The 18541-nt window shown below is 38.9% G+C and carries 22 protein-coding genes; 21 read left to right on the top strand and 1 reads right to left on the bottom strand.

The window, feature by feature from the left end:
* Positions 1 to 15: 15 nt before the first annotated feature.
* From ACDF53_RS00525 to pyrR, 16 genes are all read left to right on the top strand, one after another.
* Positions 16 to 1662 carry a methylmalonyl-CoA mutase gene (locus ACDF53_RS00525; protein WP_005386006.1) on the top strand — a complete coding sequence of 549 codons (1647 nt, stop codon included), beginning with the start codon at positions 16 to 18 and terminating at the stop codon, positions 1660 to 1662.
* A gap of 28 nt (positions 1663 to 1690) precedes the next feature.
* A complete protein-coding gene (locus ACDF53_RS00520) occupies positions 1691 to 2086 on the top strand; it encodes a cobalamin B12-binding domain-containing protein (RefSeq protein ID WP_105094081.1) in 396 nt (131 codons plus the stop codon).
* 78 nt (positions 2087 to 2164) lie between these two features.
* Complete coding sequence (gene meaB / locus ACDF53_RS00515; RefSeq protein ID WP_005386009.1) at positions 2165 to 3103, top strand: methylmalonyl Co-A mutase-associated GTPase MeaB; 939 nt, start codon at positions 2165 to 2167, stop codon at positions 3101 to 3103.
* Positions 3104 to 3154: 51 nt separating this feature from the next.
* Positions 3155 to 3577, top strand: coding sequence for a methylmalonyl-CoA epimerase (mce, locus tag ACDF53_RS00510; protein WP_005386012.1), 423 nt, complete (start codon positions 3155 to 3157; stop codon positions 3575 to 3577).
* A gap of 151 nt (positions 3578 to 3728) precedes the next feature.
* The gene (locus ACDF53_RS00505) at positions 3729 to 5258 is read left to right on the top strand and encodes a carboxyl transferase domain-containing protein (protein WP_295824491.1); all 1530 of its coding nucleotides are present in this window, start codon (positions 3729 to 3731) and stop codon (positions 5256 to 5258) included.
* Positions 5259 to 5331: 73 nt separating this feature from the next.
* On the top strand, positions 5332 to 5676 hold the full coding sequence (locus tag ACDF53_RS00500; RefSeq protein WP_039969070.1) for an OadG family protein: 345 nt from the start codon (positions 5332 to 5334) through the stop codon (positions 5674 to 5676).
* Positions 5677 to 5699: 23 nt separating this feature from the next.
* Positions 5700 to 5867 (top strand): hypothetical protein, encoded by a 168-nt coding sequence (locus tag ACDF53_RS00495; protein ID WP_004696483.1) that lies wholly within the window; start codon positions 5700 to 5702, stop codon positions 5865 to 5867.
* A gap of 101 nt (positions 5868 to 5968) precedes the next feature.
* Positions 5969 to 6352, top strand: coding sequence for a biotin/lipoyl-containing protein (locus ACDF53_RS00490; protein ID WP_105089440.1), 384 nt, complete (start codon positions 5969 to 5971; stop codon positions 6350 to 6352).
* Positions 6353 to 6422: 70 nt separating this feature from the next.
* Positions 6423 to 7544, top strand: a complete 1122-nt coding sequence (locus ACDF53_RS00485; protein WP_370815166.1) for a sodium ion-translocating decarboxylase subunit beta — start codon at positions 6423 to 6425, stop codon at positions 7542 to 7544.
* Between the two features lie 192 nt (positions 7545 to 7736).
* A complete protein-coding gene (locus ACDF53_RS00480; protein ID WP_005377387.1) occupies positions 7737 to 7994 on the top strand; it encodes a hypothetical protein in 258 nt (85 codons plus the stop codon).
* A gap of 38 nt (positions 7995 to 8032) precedes the next feature.
* Complete coding sequence (locus ACDF53_RS00475; protein ID WP_105089439.1) at positions 8033 to 9331, top strand: SLC13 family permease; 1299 nt, start codon at positions 8033 to 8035, stop codon at positions 9329 to 9331.
* A gap of 239 nt (positions 9332 to 9570) precedes the next feature.
* The gene (locus tag ACDF53_RS00470; RefSeq protein WP_004696474.1) at positions 9571 to 9834 is read left to right on the top strand and encodes a SemiSWEET family transporter; all 264 of its coding nucleotides are present in this window, start codon (positions 9571 to 9573) and stop codon (positions 9832 to 9834) included.
* A 490-nt stretch (positions 9835 to 10324) separates the two neighbouring features.
* The gene (locus tag ACDF53_RS00465) at positions 10325 to 10489 is read left to right on the top strand and encodes a DUF362 domain-containing protein (protein ID WP_005386021.1); all 165 of its coding nucleotides are present in this window, start codon (positions 10325 to 10327) and stop codon (positions 10487 to 10489) included.
* A 107-nt stretch (positions 10490 to 10596) separates the two neighbouring features.
* On the top strand, positions 10597 to 11037 hold the full coding sequence (lspA, locus tag ACDF53_RS00460) for a signal peptidase II (RefSeq protein WP_039969072.1): 441 nt from the start codon (positions 10597 to 10599) through the stop codon (positions 11035 to 11037).
* A gap of 61 nt (positions 11038 to 11098) precedes the next feature.
* Entirely contained in the window at positions 11099 to 12022 is a 924-nt protein-coding gene (locus tag ACDF53_RS00455; protein WP_127161426.1) for an RluA family pseudouridine synthase, read from the top strand.
* Between the two features lie 168 nt (positions 12023 to 12190).
* A complete protein-coding gene (gene pyrR / locus ACDF53_RS00450; protein WP_105089436.1) occupies positions 12191 to 12712 on the top strand; it encodes a bifunctional pyr operon transcriptional regulator/uracil phosphoribosyltransferase PyrR in 522 nt (173 codons plus the stop codon).
* A gap of 44 nt (positions 12713 to 12756) precedes the next feature.
* Here the strand turns inward: pyrR and ACDF53_RS00445 are convergent, their stop codons facing one another.
* Positions 12757 to 13950, bottom strand: a complete 1194-nt coding sequence (locus ACDF53_RS00445) for a nucleotidyltransferase family protein (RefSeq protein WP_370815165.1) — start codon at positions 13948 to 13950, stop codon at positions 12757 to 12759.
* A gap of 186 nt (positions 13951 to 14136) precedes the next feature.
* Here ACDF53_RS00445 and ACDF53_RS00440 point away from each other — a divergent pair, with 186 nt between their 5' ends.
* From ACDF53_RS00440 to radC, 5 genes are all read left to right on the top strand, one after another.
* Positions 14137 to 14700, top strand: a complete 564-nt coding sequence (locus ACDF53_RS00440) for a hypothetical protein (RefSeq protein ID WP_370816177.1) — start codon at positions 14137 to 14139, stop codon at positions 14698 to 14700.
* 3 nt (positions 14701 to 14703) lie between these two features.
* On the top strand, positions 14704 to 15909 hold the full coding sequence (locus ACDF53_RS00435) for an acetate/propionate family kinase (RefSeq protein WP_119209371.1): 1206 nt from the start codon (positions 14704 to 14706) through the stop codon (positions 15907 to 15909).
* A 151-nt stretch (positions 15910 to 16060) separates the two neighbouring features.
* Entirely contained in the window at positions 16061 to 16684 is a 624-nt protein-coding gene (locus ACDF53_RS00430; protein ID WP_105089433.1) for a hypothetical protein, read from the top strand.
* Between the two features lie 114 nt (positions 16685 to 16798).
* Positions 16799 to 17365, top strand: a complete 567-nt coding sequence (locus ACDF53_RS00425) for a nucleoside triphosphate pyrophosphatase (protein WP_370815164.1) — start codon at positions 16799 to 16801, stop codon at positions 17363 to 17365.
* A 157-nt stretch (positions 17366 to 17522) separates the two neighbouring features.
* The gene (gene radC, locus ACDF53_RS00420; RefSeq protein ID WP_370815163.1) at positions 17523 to 18221 is read left to right on the top strand and encodes a DNA repair protein RadC; all 699 of its coding nucleotides are present in this window, start codon (positions 17523 to 17525) and stop codon (positions 18219 to 18221) included.
* Positions 18222 to 18541: the final 320 nt, after the last annotated feature.

Here is an 18541-nt window from a genome sequence, read left to right as displayed (position 1 = left end):
GAGGATGATGAAAACATGGCTTACGAAAACTTAAAAGCCCAAATTGCTGAGTACAACAAACTTTGTGACGAAAAAAGTGCAAAAACTCCAGAACGTCAAAATTTAAAATACAACCGTGTATATACACCAGTTGATATCGAAGGTTTTGACTATGAACGTGATTTGGGTATGCCTGGCGAATTCCCTTATACTCGTGGCGTACAACCTACTATGTACCGTGGTCGTTTCTGGACAATGCGTATGTATGCAGGCTTCGCTACAGCAGAAGAATCTAACAAACGTTACCGCTACCTAATCGAGTCTGGTGCAACTGGTCTTTCCTGTGCATTCGACTTACCTACACAAATTGGTTATGACTCCGACGATGCAGTTGCAGAAGGCGAAGTTGGTAAAGTAGGTGTAGCGATTGACTCCTTGGCAGATATGGAAATCTTGTTCGACGGCATCGATCTTGGTAAAGTATCCACATCCATGACAATCAACGCTCCAGCATCCGTTTTGTTGGCAATGTACATCGCAGTAGCTGAAAAACAAGGCGTACCTTCCACAGAATTGAAAGGTACAATTCAAAATGATATTTTGAAAGAATACGCAGCTCGTGGTACTTACATTTTCCCACCAAAACCATCCATGCGTTTGATCACTAATATCTTCGAATATTGTTCTCAAAACGTTCCAAAATGGAACACAATTTCCATCTCCGGTTACCACATCCGTGAAGCAGGTTCCACAGCAGCTCAAGAAATCGCATTCACAATTGCTGATGGTATCGCATACGTAGAAGCAGCTTTGAAAGCTGGTCTTGATGTTGATACATTCGCTGGTCGTCTTTCCTTCTTCTGGAATGCTCATAACAACGTACTTGAAGAAGTTGCTAAATTCCGTGCATCCCGCCGTTTATGGGCAACAATCATGAAAGAACGTTTTGGTGCTAAAAAACCAAAATCCATGATGCTTCGTGTACATACTCAAACAGCTGGTTCCATGTTGACTGCACAACAAGTTGATAACAACATCGTTCGTGTTGCTCTTCAAACTGCAGCTGCTGTAATGGGCGGTACTCAATCCTTACATACAAACTCCCGTGACGAAGCATTGGCTCTTCCTACAGAAGCATCTGTACAAGTAGCTCTTCGTACACAACAAATCGTGGCTTACGAATCTGGTTTGGCTGACGTAGTTGACCCATTGGGCGGTTCCTACTATGTAGAAGCTATGACTAACGCTATCTATGACGAAGCTATGGCATACATCAAGAAAATTGATGAAATGGGCGGCGCTGTAGTAGCAATCGAAAAAGGCTACATCCAAAAAGAAATTCAAGAATCCGCTTACAAATGGCAAATGGAAGTTGAATCTGGCTTGCGCACAATCGTTGGCGTAAACAAATTCCAAGTTGAAGAAGAAGCTCCAAAAGACTTACTTCGCGTAGATGCTTCCGTTGGTGTTAACCAATCCAAGAAAACTCAAGCAGTTCGCGCTAACCGCGATCAAGCAGCAGTTGATAAAGCATTAGCAGCTCTTAAAGCTGGTGCAGCTGATGAAAACGTTAACTTGATGCCATTAATTCTTGATGCAGTTAAAACATACGCTACTTTGGGTGAAATTTGTAATGTATTGCGCGAAGTATTCGGTGAATACGAAGCTCATTCCACATTATAATATCGGCTAATTTCGGAGGTAATTAATCATGGCAGAAAAACGTATTAGAGTAATCGTAGCAAAACCAGGTCTTGATGGTCATGACCGTGGTGCAAAAGTAGTAGCACGCGCACTTCGCGATGCTGGTTTCGAAGTAATCTACACTGGTCTTCGTCAAACTCCAGAACAAATCGTAGAAGCAGCTCTTTCTGAAGACGTTAATGTAGTTGCATTATCCCTTCTTTCCGGTGCTCATAACACATTGTTCCCTAAAATTGTTGAACTTTTGAAAGAAAAAGGCATGGGCGATGTACTTGTAATCGGTGGTGGCGTTATTCCTGACGCTGATATCCCTGGCTTGAAAGCAGCTGGCGTAGCAGCAGTATTCACTCCTGGTACACCAACTGGCGATATCGTTAAATTCATCAACGAAAACGTTAAATAATTAATTGGGCAAGAGAGGAGCACAACTGAATAGTTGGCTCCCCTCTATTCCCATATTCTAAGATAGGTGGTGAGGCGAGTGGATTTAGTTAAAGAACTTTTCGAAGGTTCTCGACTAGCCTTAGCACGGTCCATAACAGCTGTAGAAAACGAGTATGATAATGCCATTGATATTATGAAGGCTATTTACCCTAAAACAGGGAATGCACGTATTCTCGGTATTACTGGGGCCCCTGGTGCTGGTAAAAGTACGTTGACAGATAAAGTTGTTAAACATTATCTAGATCAAGGTAAGAAAATCGGCATCGTTGCCATCGACCCAACTAGCCCATTCTCTGGTGGTGCTATCTTGGGGGACCGTATTCGAATGAATGATTTGACATTAAATGAAAATGTATTTATTCGAAGCATGGGCACGCGTGGTAGTCTTGGTGGTTTGTCCAAAAAGACTGCAGACGTTGTAAAACTCATGGATGCCTTTGGCATGGATTTAGTAATCATTGAAACAGTAGGTGTAGGTCAATCTGAAGTAGATATCGTAAAAAATGCAGATACTACATTGGTTGTACTTGTTCCTGGTCTCGGTGATGATATCCAAGCTATCAAGGCAGGTATTCTTGAAATTGGCGATGTATTTGCTATCAATAAAGCTGACCGAGATGGTTGTGATCGTTTGAATGTAGAAATTGAAATGATGCTTGACCTAGACTCTCGTGAAGTAAAATGGCGCCCACCGATTAAGCGCACAATTGCTAGTAAAGACCAAGGCGTAGATGAACTCATCGACGCTTTAGATGAACATTTTGAGTATCTTGAAGATTCTGGTGAATTGGAATCTCGTCGGGCAGAACGTACTCGTGATGAAATCATCGCAATGATTAATGAACAAATTGGTCGTTATGTAGCTGACAAAATCGTTACAAGCGACGAATTTAATAGCCAAGTGGCAGCTGTTAATGAACGCGAAAGCGATCCATACACAGTTGTTAACGGCGTAATGACAAGCGTGCTAAAGTAGACGGCGACTACATAGCATTAGAGATTTAGCCTTATAAAGGAGATAATCGAAATGGCTTTTAAAGTATTACAAGTGGATCACATCGGTATTGGTGTTAATGATTTAGCAGCAACTAAAGAATTCTATAAAAATGCATTGGGTATTGAACATCTTCCTGAAGATGAAGTGGTTGAAGAACAAAAAGTAAAAGTATCCTTCTTCCCATGTGGCGATGCTGAACTTGAATTCTTAGAAACTACAACTCCAGATGGCCCTATTGGTAAATTCATCGAAAAAAATGGCGGTCGTGATGGTATCCAACACGTTGCATTGCGCGTTGATAATATTGAAAATGCTATTGCTGATTTGATGGCTAAAGGCGTTCGTATGATTGACGAAAAACCTCGTTACGGTGCAGGCGGTTCCTCCATTGCTTTCTTACATCCAAAAGCAACAGGCGGCGTATTGCTTGAATTATGTCAACGTATGAAATAATACAGTATCCAATTCACATCATTATGTATGAGTAATAGATATACATATTCATATAATCATGAGTTATATATTAAATATGTATGCATGCTTGAACTTTAATTATTAATGAAATAAAATGATACTGTAACAAGTTTTATTTGGAGGTGCTATAATGGCAACAGTGCAAGAAAAAATCGAGTTATTGCACGAAAAACTAGCTAAAGTTAAAGCTGGTGGCGGTGAAAAACGCGTTGAGAAACAACATGCTCAAGGCAAAATGACTGCTCGTGAACGTTTGGCTAAATTGTTCGATGATAACTCTTTCGTTGAACTTGATCAATTTGTTAAACATCGTTGTGTTAACTTCGGTCAAGACAAGAAAGAATTACCAGGCGAAGGTGTAGTAACTGGTTATGGTACTATTGACGGTCGTTTAGTATATGCATTCGCACAAGATTTCACTGTAGAAGGTGGTTCTCTTGGTGAAATGCATGCTGCTAAAATCGTTAAAGTACAACGTTTAGCAATGAAAATGGGTGCTCCTATCGTTGGTATCAATGATTCCGGCGGTGCTCGTATTCAAGAAGCAGTAGATGCGCTTGCTGGTTACGGTAAAATTTTCTTTGAAAATACAAATGCATCTGGCGTTATTCCACAAATTTCCGTAATCATGGGTCCATGCGCAGGCGGTGCTGTATATTCTCCAGCATTGACTGACTTCATCTACATGGTTAAACACACATCTCAAATGTTCATCACTGGTCCTGCAGTTATCAAATCTGTAACTGGTGAAGAAGTAACAGCTGAAGACCTTGGTGGTGCAATGGCTCACAACTCCGTATCTGGTGTTGCTCACTTTGCAGCTGAAGACGAAGATGATTGCATCGCTCAAATTCGCTACTTATTAGGCTTCTTGCCATCCAATAACATGGAAGATGCTCCATTAGTAGACACTGGCGATGATCCAACTCGCGAAGACGAAGGCTTGAACAGCTTGTTGCCTGATAACAGTAACATGCCATACGACATGAAAGATGTTATCGCAGCTACTGTAGATAATGGCGAATACTATGAAGTACAACCATTCTATGCTACAAACATTATCACTTGTTTCGCACGTTTTGACGGTCAATCCGTTGGTATCATTGCTAACCAACCAAAAGTAATGGCTGGTTGCTTGGACATCAATGCATCCGACAAATCTTCCCGTTTCATCCGTTTCTGTGATGCTTTCAATATTCCAATCGTTAACTTCGTTGACGTTCCTGGTTTCTTGCCTGGCACAAATCAAGAATGGGGCGGTATCATTCGTCATGGTGCTAAAATGTTGTATGCTTACTCTGAAGCTACAGTACCAAAAATTACTGTTATCACTCGTAAAGCATACGGCGGTTCTTACCTCGCTATGTGTTCCCAAGATTTGGGCGCTGACCAAGTATACGCTTGGCCTACATCCGAAATCGCTGTAATGGGTCCTGCTGGTGCAGCTAACATTATCTTCAAAAAAGATGAAGACAAAGACGCTAAAACAGCTAAATACGTAGAAGAGTTCGCAACTCCATATAAAGCTGCAGAACGTGGCTTCGTAGATGTTGTAATCGAACCAAAACAAACTCGTCCAGCAGTTATCAACGCTTTGGCTATGCTTGCAAGCAAACGCGAAAACCGTGCTCCAAAGAAACATGGTAATATTCCATTATAATTCGATTCGATAACAAGATCATCGAATTTGGGAGATACCTTTCTTTACTACTTTTTTAGAAAGGGGAATGATTATGGAAGGACAAGCAGTTACTACCAATCCTTGGTTAATCATGGCCATTAATATGACAGTTGTATTTGTTGTGTTGATTCTTTTAGGTATTTTGATGTCAATCGTTCATTTGATTGACCCTACTAAGAAGAAAAAAGACGTACCACCAAGTGCACCTGTTGCGGCTCCCGCAGCTACACCGGTGGCTGCACCAAATGCATCTGCTCAAAATGAAGGTGAAGTAGTAGCAGCTATCGTAGGTGCCATTGTGGCGATGGGGTATTCATCTGAACAAATTGCATCTATTCGACCTACAGCAACCAGTGCTAAATGGCGCTTGGAAGGTCGTTTAAGCGGTAGAGGTTAATAATATTTTAGGAGGCATTTGTAATGAGCAATGCTACAACAACTAACGGTAAAGCTCCATCTCAAGATGTAGTAGCAGTAATCGTTGGTGCATTAGCGGCAATGGGTTATTCCGCTGATCAAATCGCGCATATCCGTCCAATCGTAAGCTATAATTGGAAAATGGAAGGACGTTTGCGCGGTAATCGATAAGATTATTGGCAGTTAGATAATCTAATAGATTATCCAATTTATATGTGTAAAGAAAATTTATAAGTATTGTGTAGACACTACACATTTTGGAGGAATTTAAAATGAAAAAATTCAACATTACAGTAAACGGCACAGCATATGATGTAGAAGTTAATGAAGTAAAAGGTGCAGCTCCTGCAGCAGCTCCTAAAGCAGCTCCAGCAGCAGCTCCTAAAGCAGCTCCTGCACCAGCTCCAGCTCCAGCTGCAGCAGCAGCTCCAGTTCCAGCAGGTGCTGAAACTGTAAAAGCTCCAATGCCTGGTAAAATCTTATCTGTAGCAGTATCCGCTGGTCAAGCAGTTAAAAAAGGCGAAACTTTGTTGATCCTTGAAGCTATGAAAATGCAAAACGAAATCGCAGCTCCTCATGATGCTGTAGTTTCTGAAGTTCGCGTAGCAGCTAACCAAACTGTATCCACTGGCGACGACATGGTTGTTCTTGGTTAATACCAAGTTGTGTGTGGCGCGGCTGAGCCGCGTCATATAACAATTTTATATTTGTGAAAGGGGAACGCATATGGAGGCTTTTGCTGTTGCGATTCAATCCGTTATTACAGATAGCGGGTTCCTCGCATTTACAACAGGCAATGCTATTATGATTCTTGTAGGTTTGATCCTATTGTACTTGGCATTTGCTAAAGAGTTTGAACCTTTATTGTTGGGTCCGATTGCGTTTGGTTGTGTACTTGCTAATATTCCTCGTAATGGTTTCGAAGAAGGCGTTATGGCACTTATTAGCGCAGGTATCTCCCAAGAAATCTTCCCACCTTTAATTTTCCTTGGTGTAGGTGCAATGACTGACTTTGGTCCACTCATTGCTAATCCTAAAACATTGCTTTTAGGTGCTGCTGCTCAAATCGGCGTATTCGTTGCTTTAGGTGGCGCAATGATGCTTGGCTTCACAGCTCAAGAAGCAGCTGCTATCGGTATCATCGGTGGTGCTGACGGCCCTACATCCATTTACTTAGCTACTAAGCTAGCTCCTCATTTATTAGGTGCTATCGCGGTTGCCGCATATTCCTATATGTCCTTGGTACCGTTGATTCAACCACCTGTAATGAAATTATTCACTACGCAAAAAGAACGCGAAATTGTTATGGAACAATTGCGTGACGTTACACGTTTTGAAAAAATCGTATTCCCAATTATTTCTACGATCTTCATTTCCTTATTGCTTCCTTCCATTACATCCCTTTTAGGTATGTTGATGTTAGGTAACTTGTTCCGTGAATCTGGAGTAACTGATCGTTTGTCCGATACATCTCAAAATGCTTTGATCAATACTGTTACTATCTTCTTAGCAACTGGTACTGGTTTAACAATGAGTGCGGAACACTTCTTAAGCGTGCAAACACTCCTTATCATTTGCTTAGGTTTGGTTGCATTCATCGGTGGTACTGCTGGTGGCGTATTATTCGGTAAATTGATGAGCTTAGTAGATGGTGGTAAAACAAATCCACTTATTGGTTCTGCTGGTGTATCCGCGGTTCCAATGGCGGCTCGCGTATCTCAAGTTGTAGGTGCGAAAGCTAACCCAGCTAACTTCTTGCTCATGCATGCTATGGGTCCAAACGTAGCTGGCGTTATCGGTACAGCAGTAGCAGCAGGTACAATGCTTGCTATGTTGTCCAGCCACTAGTAATTTAATAATTATTCACCAAGGTGTGCCTAATTAGGTACACCTATTGGTGAATATAAAAACCCTTCAAATCTATGTATTCATGCATAAATAGGGTATATTTGCAATAAATGCTTTTCAGATCGGTCATTAGGTGATACAAGCATTCACACAATAACCTTCTAGTGCTTTAAATTTAGTAGAGGTGGTCACTTGTTATCTGTAGAATTAAAAATACTGATTTGTTTTATCTGGGCATTTATTGTATTTTTTATTACGGCACTGATTATCGGTGTTGAAGGCAAAGCTAAATGGTTTCAACGCAGAACTAAATATACTTGGTTTAATCGCCGAGGATTTTTAGGTGAAACCTTATTCTTTGGGTATCCTAAAACAAGAGAGGGATATGGGATTACTTTTTTGATGGCTTCCGCCATTGGTATCGTAGGTTATATTTTATACCTCTTATAACTATATCAGTGCATTTCTCTGAAGGGAGATGATGATGTATGGGTACTGCAGAACAAACCTTAATCGTCCTCGCAGTCATGGCTGTTTTATTTGTTACGGAAATTATTCCTTTAGCTATTACTTCTTTAGGCGGCGCTATTACACTTGGCCTTATGGGTATTATTACTCCTAAGGTTGTATTCTCTGGTTTATCTGATAGTACAGTTGTGTTGTTTGCTGGCATGTTCGTTGTTGGTGCAGCATTGTTCTACACTGGTTTGGCTCAAAAAATTGGGGAAACAGTAGTATCTCATGCTGGTACTAGCGAAAATGGCTTAATGCTAGCAATCATGGTTGTTACAGCAACTATGTCCGCATTCTTATCTAACACTGGTACTACAGCTGCTTTACTTCCTGTAGTTGTTGGTATCTGTGCTGTTGCTAAGATTCCTGCATCTCGCCAATTGATGCCTTTAGCATTCGCTGCAGGTATTGGTGGTATCATTACAATGGTTGGTACACCTCCAAACATTATTGTAAGTGGTACATTAACTAAATTTGGTGAACAACCATTTGGTTTCTTCGAATTTGCTTGGATCGGTATTCCTTTGACTATCGCCACAATCGCATTCATGATGCTTATTGGTAAACATTTATTGCCTAAACATGAAATTCAAGATGCTGGCGACGTTGAACAAGAAGTAGCTGCTGAAGATATTTCTAACGATCCTAAGAAACAATTATACTCTGGTCTTATTCTTTTAGGTGTAATCATTGCTATGATTTTAGGTGACTTCCTAAAAGGTTATGGTATCAACTTACCATTGAGCATGGTTGCAGTTATTGGCGCAATGCTTTGCGTATTAACTGGTTGCTTGAACGAAAAACAAGCTTACACATCTATTGACTGGGTAACAATCTTCTTATTTGCTGGTATGATGCCAGTAGCAACTGCACTTGACCAATCTGGTGCAGGTAAAATGATTGCTAATGCAGTAATCGGTGTTATGGGTTCTGACCCTAGCCCTTACTTTGCAACAGCAGTATTATTCGCATTGTCTTGTGTTATGACTCAATTTATGTCTAACACAGCATCTTGTGCATTGTTGGCTCCTATCGGTATCTCCATTGCTCAAGGTATGGGCGCTGACCCTCATGCTGTATTGATGGCTATCGGCGTTGCTGCATCTTGTGCATTCGGTACACCTGTAGGTACACCTCCAAATACATTAGTACTTGGCCCTGGTCAATACAAATTTACAGACTATGTAAAAGCCGGCGTTCCATTGATTTTAGTTTGCTTCGTAGTAAGCTTAATTATCATTCCAATGGTATGGCCATTCTTCCCTGGTAAATAATAGGGGATAGGTTACTCTACTATAAAGCACATACGAGGTCGAATCGTAAGATTCGGCCTCGTTTTTTATGATTTTAGCCTATATGATTTTAATATAGATTACATATAAGTGTAATCAAAAGCAATATGAATTAAACTAATTTGCATGATTAATTTTACACAATTGACTACATCGAAAAAAATATGATATAGTATATTGTGTAAGATATAATAATGTAATGTTGAATAAGGAGGTCATCTATGACAAAAGAAAGATTTAACATGTTAGTTGGTTCTATTGGTGCATTTATTGGTGTATTTGTATTTTTAGCCTATATCCCACAAATAATTGCTAATCTTCATGGTCAACCTAGTCAACCATGGCAACCATTATTTGCAGCAGTATCCTGTTTGATCTGGGTATTATATGGTTGGACAAAATCACCTAAACGTGATTATATTTTAATCGTACCAAACCTTGCAGGCGTTATTTTAGGTACACTAACATTCTTAACATCTTTCTAAGTGCTATAAGAAAAAAATAGTATTATTGTTATATAGTGAATAATAGTAAAGATATTACTTTACTTTATAAATATAAATGAGGTCGAATCGTATGATTCGGCCTTTTTTAGAGTGAAGTTTATATGTTAGATTAAAATATAGATAAGCGTTAAATCTGTTGTAATAAAAAAATAGTTTTTATGATAATAAATATTGATAATTAAATTCCTATTATAATGATTAGGATTTTATAAAATTGATAATTACAACATTCTCATTTGTTAAATATCATATTCAATTAATTAAATGAAAAGTAATATCAAAATACCTATAAACATAGGCTTTGTATGATAAAAATGAAAAAGTAATATGCAAAAATATATACAGTTTTTTATCATTTTCATTTGACTTTCAAAAAGAACTGTGTGATAATGAGAACATAAGTTGAGGCAAGTGCCTTTCTAAATGATAATAAAAAGTTCTGATCTATATTTTTATGGAGGTCCTAATTATGAGAGTTATTGCTGATGGTTGCATTAAATGTGGTTCTTGCGCATCTGTTTGCCCAGTTTCTGCTATTTCTGAAGGCGAAACTAAATATGAAATCAACGATACTTGCATCGATTGCGGTTCTTGCGAATCCGTTTGCCCAGTATCTGTAATTTCCGCTGAGTAATCACAAATTAAACGGCCCCTCATTGAGGGGCTTTTTATTTTGCCTAAATTTGCTTAACTTAGTATAATAGGACTATTAAGATATATATTATTATAAGGGAGTACAGCTTGTTTTATATTATACTAATTCTTTGGTTACTCTTAGATCAATGGACTAAATATTACATTATGAATCATTTTATGTTAGGTGAGTCTTTAGTGGTTATACCCAATGTATTTCATTTAACATATATTATTAATCGCGGTGCAGCATTTGGTATGCTTGCTAATCAGCGATGGTTTTTCTTACTGGTAGCGGTTATTTTGCTAGGCGCATGTGCATATTATTGGAAGCGCTTATCAAAAGGTCCGTGGACTTTACAGATTGGATCTGCTTTATTAGTGTCTGGTGCTATTGGTAATGGCATTGATCGTTACATGATTCATGGTGTGGTAGATTTTTTTGATTTCCGTATATGGCCTATTTTTAATGTTGCTGATATTGGTATCTGTGTAGGCGTAGCTTTAGTAGTCTACTATTTATTTACATTAAAAGATGATGATAAATAATTCATATATTATGACATATAATTAATTAATATATGATACTTAACTCATAGAGAGGTAGAGGATGAACGAATATATTGTAAATGCTGAGCAAGACGGTATGAGACTGGATGTATTCTTAACAGAACATATGGAAGGGTCTCGTAGTTATATTCAAAGTTTAATTAAAGGTGGTCACGTTACAGTAGGTGCTAAGGTAGGGAAAGCAAATCTTAGACTTACACCAAATGCTGTTGTACGTGTAGAGATACCGGAGCCTGAATCTGTAGAGGTAAAACCAGAGGATATTCCTTTAGATGTATTGTATGAAGATCATGATATTATCATTGTAAATAAACAACGTGGTATGGTTGTTCATCCTGCGGTGGGCAATTATTCGGGTACACTTGTTAATGCATTGCTATATCATTGTAAGGATTTGTCCGGTATTAATGGTGAGATTAGACCTGGTATTGTTCACCGTTTAGATAAGGATACATCTGGTGTTATGATGGCTGCTAAAAATGATGCAGCTCATATAGGTTTAGCGGAGCAGGTAAAGGAGCATTCTGCTAAACGGACATATTTAGCATTAGTACAAGGTAATATTGTAGAAGAAAAGGGTACTATTAAAGCTCCTATTGGAAGACATCCTAAGGATCGTATGAAAATGGCTGTTGTCTTTGAAAATAGTAAGGATGCAGTCACTCACTTTAACGTGGTTGAACGATTTGGACATCAAACCTTGGTTGAATGTAATTTAGAGACTGGGCGCACACATCAAATTCGTGTACATTTTGCTCATATTGGACATCCTGTTGTTAATGATCCGTTCTATGGTTACCGTCGTATGGATTTTCCTATTGAAGGACAGGCATTGCACTCTAAATCTTTAGATGTAAAACATCCTATTACAGGTGAAAGTATGCATTTTGAGGCGCCTCTTCCAGATGACTTCAAAGCATGTATAGAGTTTGCTAAAACATATCGAGAAGATAAGCGTAAATAAGCGAAAAAATGAAAAGAAATCAAACGAAATGTAAAGAAACATAGACAAACGTAGACAAACGTAAATACATGCAAATGAAATAACTGTCTTATATTGTGGTTTACTAAATAATCTTCTAACTATATTTGTAAAGGGGCATAGAGAACTCTGTGCTATAAGGGCGTATATATGGAAAAGAAACGCTTATTGATGGATCAAGATGCTATTATGCGCGCGATTCGTCGTATTAGTCACGAAATCCTAGAACGTAATAAAGGCTTATCTAATGCTCTTATTGTAGGCATTGAACGACGTGGTGTTATTTTGGCAAAACGTTTGCAGGCCGAAATCGAACGCATTGAAGGTATTCGTATTGAATGTGAATCACTCAATGTTGCTATGTATCGTGATGATCGTGATGCTCGCCAAAAAGAGGGGAAACCATGTACGATTGATACAACGGAGAAAACAATCATTCTCGTGGATGATGTACTTTACACAGGGCGTACTATTCGTGCAGCGTTAAATGCATTGATGACATCTGGTAGACCTAAATCTATTCAATTAGCAGTTCTCGTGGACCGTGGTCATCGTGAATTGCCGATTCGCGCAGACTATGTGGGTAAAAATATTCCTACATCACATCTTGAAAGTGTACGAGTTGCCGTAGAAGACTTAGATGGTGAAGAAGGGGTTACAATACAGGAATAATCTGTATTGTAACCCCTTTTTTGCTTAAATTAAAATTATACTTTTTATTTGATATATTGCGGTGTATAGGTATAGTCTGTATGCCCTATACGTTTACCTTTATTATGGAAACATAAGGCTTGTATATCTGTAGCTAGTGTATCTATATGATGCATAGATTTTCCAAGATTATTGAGCTGAGTAGGTGCTTTAGCCCATTTTTGAATGAGTGGAATGTCATGTTTAGTCCTCAGCCATTGACGTCCTCTGTCGTTAAAGGCTAGTAATCTAGCGTATTGAGGACCGTCTTGCATAGCGATATTTATCAAGTCTTTCGTAATGCCTAATGTAAGATATGCACCCATGCGCTGTAAACGGGCGTAGGTGTAGCGCTTGGATTTTATTTGCTCAATGGCAGATTCCCATGAAGGCTGTTGTGCTGCTTTTAACCATAAGTGCTCGATACCTTCTGTGAAATCGACGAATCGTTCTAATTCACTTGCCGAAATGCGGCGACTCAACATATGAACCATATCATGGTATCGACTGTAATCGACATAGTCACCAGTTGTGATTCTATGAGTCATATCATCTAGAATCGGTGTTGGGATAGCAACTTGAAGTGCTGAATACATATCTAAAGGAGTAGCCGTTGTGATGAGTTGCCGCAATGCTGTACCTGATGACAACTCTTGATTGATAGTTTTGTTATGGTGATCAGAGGTACGCTGAATAGGAATATACGCTAAATCTGGGTGATATTTTAATCCAGCTCGTATATATTCTAGCCCTAATAAGGCATTAGGTGTGCTAAGCATTTCAGAGCCTAAGGCTTTACGGAAGGCCGTTCCATAGGACATTCCTTCATTTAAATAATTTCGTAACTCATTTTGGGTACTTTCACAATCCATACGTTTGGCTATACCTATGAGCGTATTTAGATTAGTAGTTTCAGAACCAAAGGAGAGGGTATCAATAGAGAGTGCTTTCACCATACGGATGGCGCCAGTTCCAAATAGTTGCGCGCTGCCTAAGGAATAGAGTGTAGGGAGTTCGATAACAACATCTGCACCGCCAAGAATGGCCCAACGAGCACGATCGAACTTTGAGAATAGGGCCGGCTCACCACGTTGTACAAAGGAGCCACTCATAATACAGATGCGCAATGCATCAGGGCATTTTGAAGCTAACGTATGTAGTTGGTGTGCATGTCCATTGTGAAATGGATTGTATTCGCAAATAATACCGATGGTTTTCATAGTGACTCCTTTCATTATTGTTAGTGTAACAAAGCATAGAGGTACTGTAAATAAATTTTGAACTTAAGAGGGGATATGGTGAAGAAATAGACGTAAAAATGTACGTAAAACTAAAGTTTATTGTAGATTTTATTTGTTCTATAGGCTATAATTAACTGTAAATGCTGAATTGATGTGAGGTATATGATGAAACAAAATTGGAAACGTACATTACAAGGGGCTCTGCTCGGTGCTGCGCTACTAGCAATGGCGGGATGTGGCTCTACAAATGTAATGGATACATATAGTTTTGGCCATCAAGTTATCCGTGTTGGTCAATCTGAAATTACCATTGCTTTACCTTATGAAATGGGTAAAAGTACAAAAAATATGTCTGATGATGGGTATCCTATTGATATTTATGGATCTGTTACAGAACATATGGTAATTGAGGTTGAGGCTTTGCGTGCTGGTGAAAACAAACCTTTGCCAACGGTAGATGAGTATGTTAACCGCAGCAAATCTGAGTTTACTAAAATTGGTGGCACCATCAAGGAAGAGTCTGTAGCTTTAGATGGCGCATCTGCTAAAAAGCTTGATGTGACCTATACGACTCAAGGGCAAACATTTAGATTTTCTCAATACGTATTCTTAGATCATGGCGTATTGTGGAATATAGTCTACCAATATCCTGAAAAGGATCAGGTAGGTGCTGATATCAGCAAAGAAATTCAAAACAAGATTCAAGTTACACAACAGAAAGAGGGTTAATCGATGAACGTATTAGTAGTTAACTGCGGTAGTTCTTCCTTGAAGTATCAATTACTTGATATGACAACTGAAACAGAATTGGCAAAAGGTCTTTTTGAGAAGATTGGTGATCAAGATGCTATCTTCACTCATAAACGTCCTAACGCTGACAAATTAGAACGCGTTGAACCAATTTTGAACCATAAAGAAGCTCTTCGCATTTTGCTTGATATTTTAGTTGATGCTGAATATGGTGTAATTAAGTCCATGGACGAAATCGACGCTGTTGGTCACCGTGTAGTACATGGCGGTGAAAAATTCGCTGACTCCGTATTGATCACTCCAGCTGTTATGGAAGCATTAGAAGAATGCTGCGCATTGGCTCCATTACATAACCCACCAAACATTCAAGGTATCGAAGCTTGCCAAGCTATCATGCCAAACGTACCACAAGTAGCTGTATTCGATACTGCATTCCACCAAACAATGCCTAAAGAAGCTTATATGTATGCGCTTCCTTACGAATACTATGAAGACTATGGTATCCGTCGTTATGGTTTCCATGGTACATCCCATAAATACGTTGCACAACGTTGCGCTGAATTGATGGGTAAACACATGTCTGACCTTCGTATCATCACATGTCACTTGGGTAATGGTTCTTCCGTTTCCGCTATTAAAGGTGGTCGTTCCATCGATACAACAATGGGCTTCACTCCATTGTCCGGTTTGATCATGGGTACTCGTACTGGTGATATTGACCCAGCTATCGTTCCATTCTTGATGAATAAAACTGGCATGAACTACGAAGAAGTAGACACTGTAATGAACAAAAAATCCGGTGTACTTGGTATTTCCGGCGTGTCCAATGACTTCCGTGTTATCGAAGAAGCAGCAGCTAATGGTAACAAACGTGCTCAATTAGCATTGAACATGTTCCATTACAAAGTTCGCCGCGTAATTGGTGCATTCGCAGCAGTTATGGGTGGTGTTGACGCTATCGTATTCACAGCTGGTATCGGTGAAAACGGTATCGGTAACCGTGATGCAATCTGCAACGGTTTAGAATACTTGGGTACTCGTATTGACTCTGAACGTAATAATATCCGCGGTAAAGAACAAGAAATCAGTGCTGAAGGCTCCAAAGTTAAAATCTTCGTAATCCCTACAAACGAAGAAATCATGATTGCTCGCGATACTCAACGTATTACAGCATCTTTGAAAAAATAATATAGTTCGTATCTGAACTAGGTGACTAATAGAGTCATAAAACCCCGTCTATATCTTAGGTATAGACGGGGTTTTTGTAGTTTTTATACCTAGAATACCTTATAATAGAATGTATAGTTATAAAGTAGTAGTTCTTTTAAAGGGGTAACACATGACAGTATTATATGAAGAAAAATCTCAACGTGCTAAAAGTGCAGAGTGGTTAGTATTATGTTTTGTCATTCTATTATTATGCGGTGTAGCATACACTACATATCGTAGCATTAATTTACATACTGTGCTAATAGCTGAATACTTTATTGAAATTATGGCCATAATCGTAATTGTGAAACAGGCGGTTAGCCGATATACCTATATTTTGACAGATACAAAGTTGGTCATTGAAGAATCTTCTATCTTTAGAAAACGCCATTTTGAAGTAGATTACGATATGATTGATGGGGTGTTTAAGTTTGAACGTGAATTATTGACGAATATTAAATATCGATATAAATACAGAAAATGTTCTACATCTGATCCACGTCCTATATGGTCTCTAGTGTATGCGATTGTAAAGGGTGATAAGGTCCAAAATGGTCGCCTTTTACTGAAAGCAGATGATAAATTCTTTGAAATCTTAGAAGAACATGTACCAGGGCGTATCCGTGTGCCGCAAGCAGACATTGTATTCTATGCTGCAGTGCGTGCTGATGCGGTAAAACACGGAGAAGATGTACAAGAGTACTATAAAAAGTTAACTACTCCTGAAAAGGATGGCCCAGATATTACTGTTTAGTTTACAAATATTCTGATTTATATTTTGTGATCTATATTTTCTGAGCTATGTTAGTTAGTCTTATTAATAAAATAGTTAAATTAACTAAAATTCTTATACCGTAAAGGAGTGCAAATGGCTGGATTATATTTGGCGAGCCAATCACCACGAAGAACTGAATTATTAACACAAGTTGGCATTGATCATATTGTCGTATCGAGCACCTATGAAGAGGCTAATACTGGATATGATGATCCCATTGAAATGGTAAAAGCACAGGCTTTAGGTAAAGCTCGTGCTGCTGTAGATGTCCCTGAAGGTAGTATTGTGTTAGGCGCAGATACGATTGTCGTGCTAGATAATCAAGTGTTAGGCAAACCTCATGATGCGGCTGAGGCCCGTCATATGCTAGAACGTTTATCAGGCCAAGTTCATTCTGTTATTACGGGAGTAGCCTTACTCATTAAAGATCAGGAAATAGTTTTTCATAATGAAACAAAGGTATATTTTAAAAAGTTAGCTCCTTTTGAAATTGAATCCTATATCAGTAGTGGTGAGCCTATGGATAAGGCTGGCGCCTATGGTATACAAGGTAAAGGTGCTTTATGGGTAGAAAAGATTGAAGGCTCTTATACCAATGTGGTGGGCTTGCCTGTTGAGCATGTGTATGATGAACTATGCAAGGCATTAGGCGCTAAATAATACTATCGCTTTGTAGCAATAATATTATAATTGGCTGTGCTGTGCTGTGCTGTGCTGTGCTGTGCTGTGCTGTGCTGTACAAGTAATATATAAAGAGAGTAGATGTGTTGGTTGCTTGATCGATAGATGGTGTTATCTATTTGAATGGAGAGATTCTATGGAAGTACCAACAGTAAGTGTAAAAGACATGTTGCCGTTTCAACGGCCGCGAGAGAAGTTTCTTACCCTAGGGCCATCCCATATGGCGATGGAGGAACTATTAGCTATTTTATTACGAACAGGGGTAAAGGGGCAGTCCGCCATTTCCTTAGCTAACGATATCGTACAATCCTTTGATGATGGCGTATATGGTTTAAATCGAATGACCGTTGGAGAACTCGTTAAAATCAAGGGTATTGGTACAGATAAAGCGGTGACCTTATGTGCAGCTCTTGAGATGGGGCGGCGCTTGGGAGAGCTTAAAATCAAGGAAACTTACGAAGATTTTTCACAGCCCTTTGTTATAGCCCAATATGTAATGGAGCGTTTACGTCACGAAGATGTTGAGCATGTATGGGCAGCTATGTTGACGTCACGAAATAAATTGATTCAATTAGAACATATTTCTAATGGCGGTCTAGTATCTAGTCTCGTAGAGCAACGTGCTGTTTTTAAGAAGGCCATAGCGTGTAATGCGGCGGCCATTATCTTAATACATAATCATCCATCTGGCGATAGTCGTCCTAGTGATGAAGATATACGACTAACCAAGTTATTTGTCAGTGCAGGTCAGTTCATGGGGATACCTGTGTTAGATCATATCGTCATTGGTGATAATGAATTCACTAGCCTTAGTGAAATCGGTAAACTCAGTTAAGTTATCCTTATATGATAAGTTTTAAAATGTATAATAATGGCTTTATAGTTTGTTGTATCAGTAAATAAGCACTCATAATGATGCGTTCTTTATTATGTCTAGTAAATAGAGAATGCATCATGATATGGGTGCTTTTTCTATTTTGTTCGACCTATAGGTAGCTTTGTAATGTATTACTTATGAGTGTGTAAATTATGTATGACTTAAGGGTACTTGAATTATGCATTTTCTGTGCTTTTAACAATGGTAAAAGCCTTGATATTAATAGAAAAAGTCGCATTATATGTGGTAAAATGGAATGATGATGTAATGAAGGAGAT

This window comes from Veillonella sp., assembly GCF_041333735.1.
Taxonomy (GTDB): Bacteria; Bacillota; Negativicutes; order Veillonellales; family Veillonellaceae; genus Veillonella.
The sequence above is the reverse complement of the archived record's forward strand: the minus strand, read 5'-3'. Positions and strand labels throughout refer to the sequence as shown.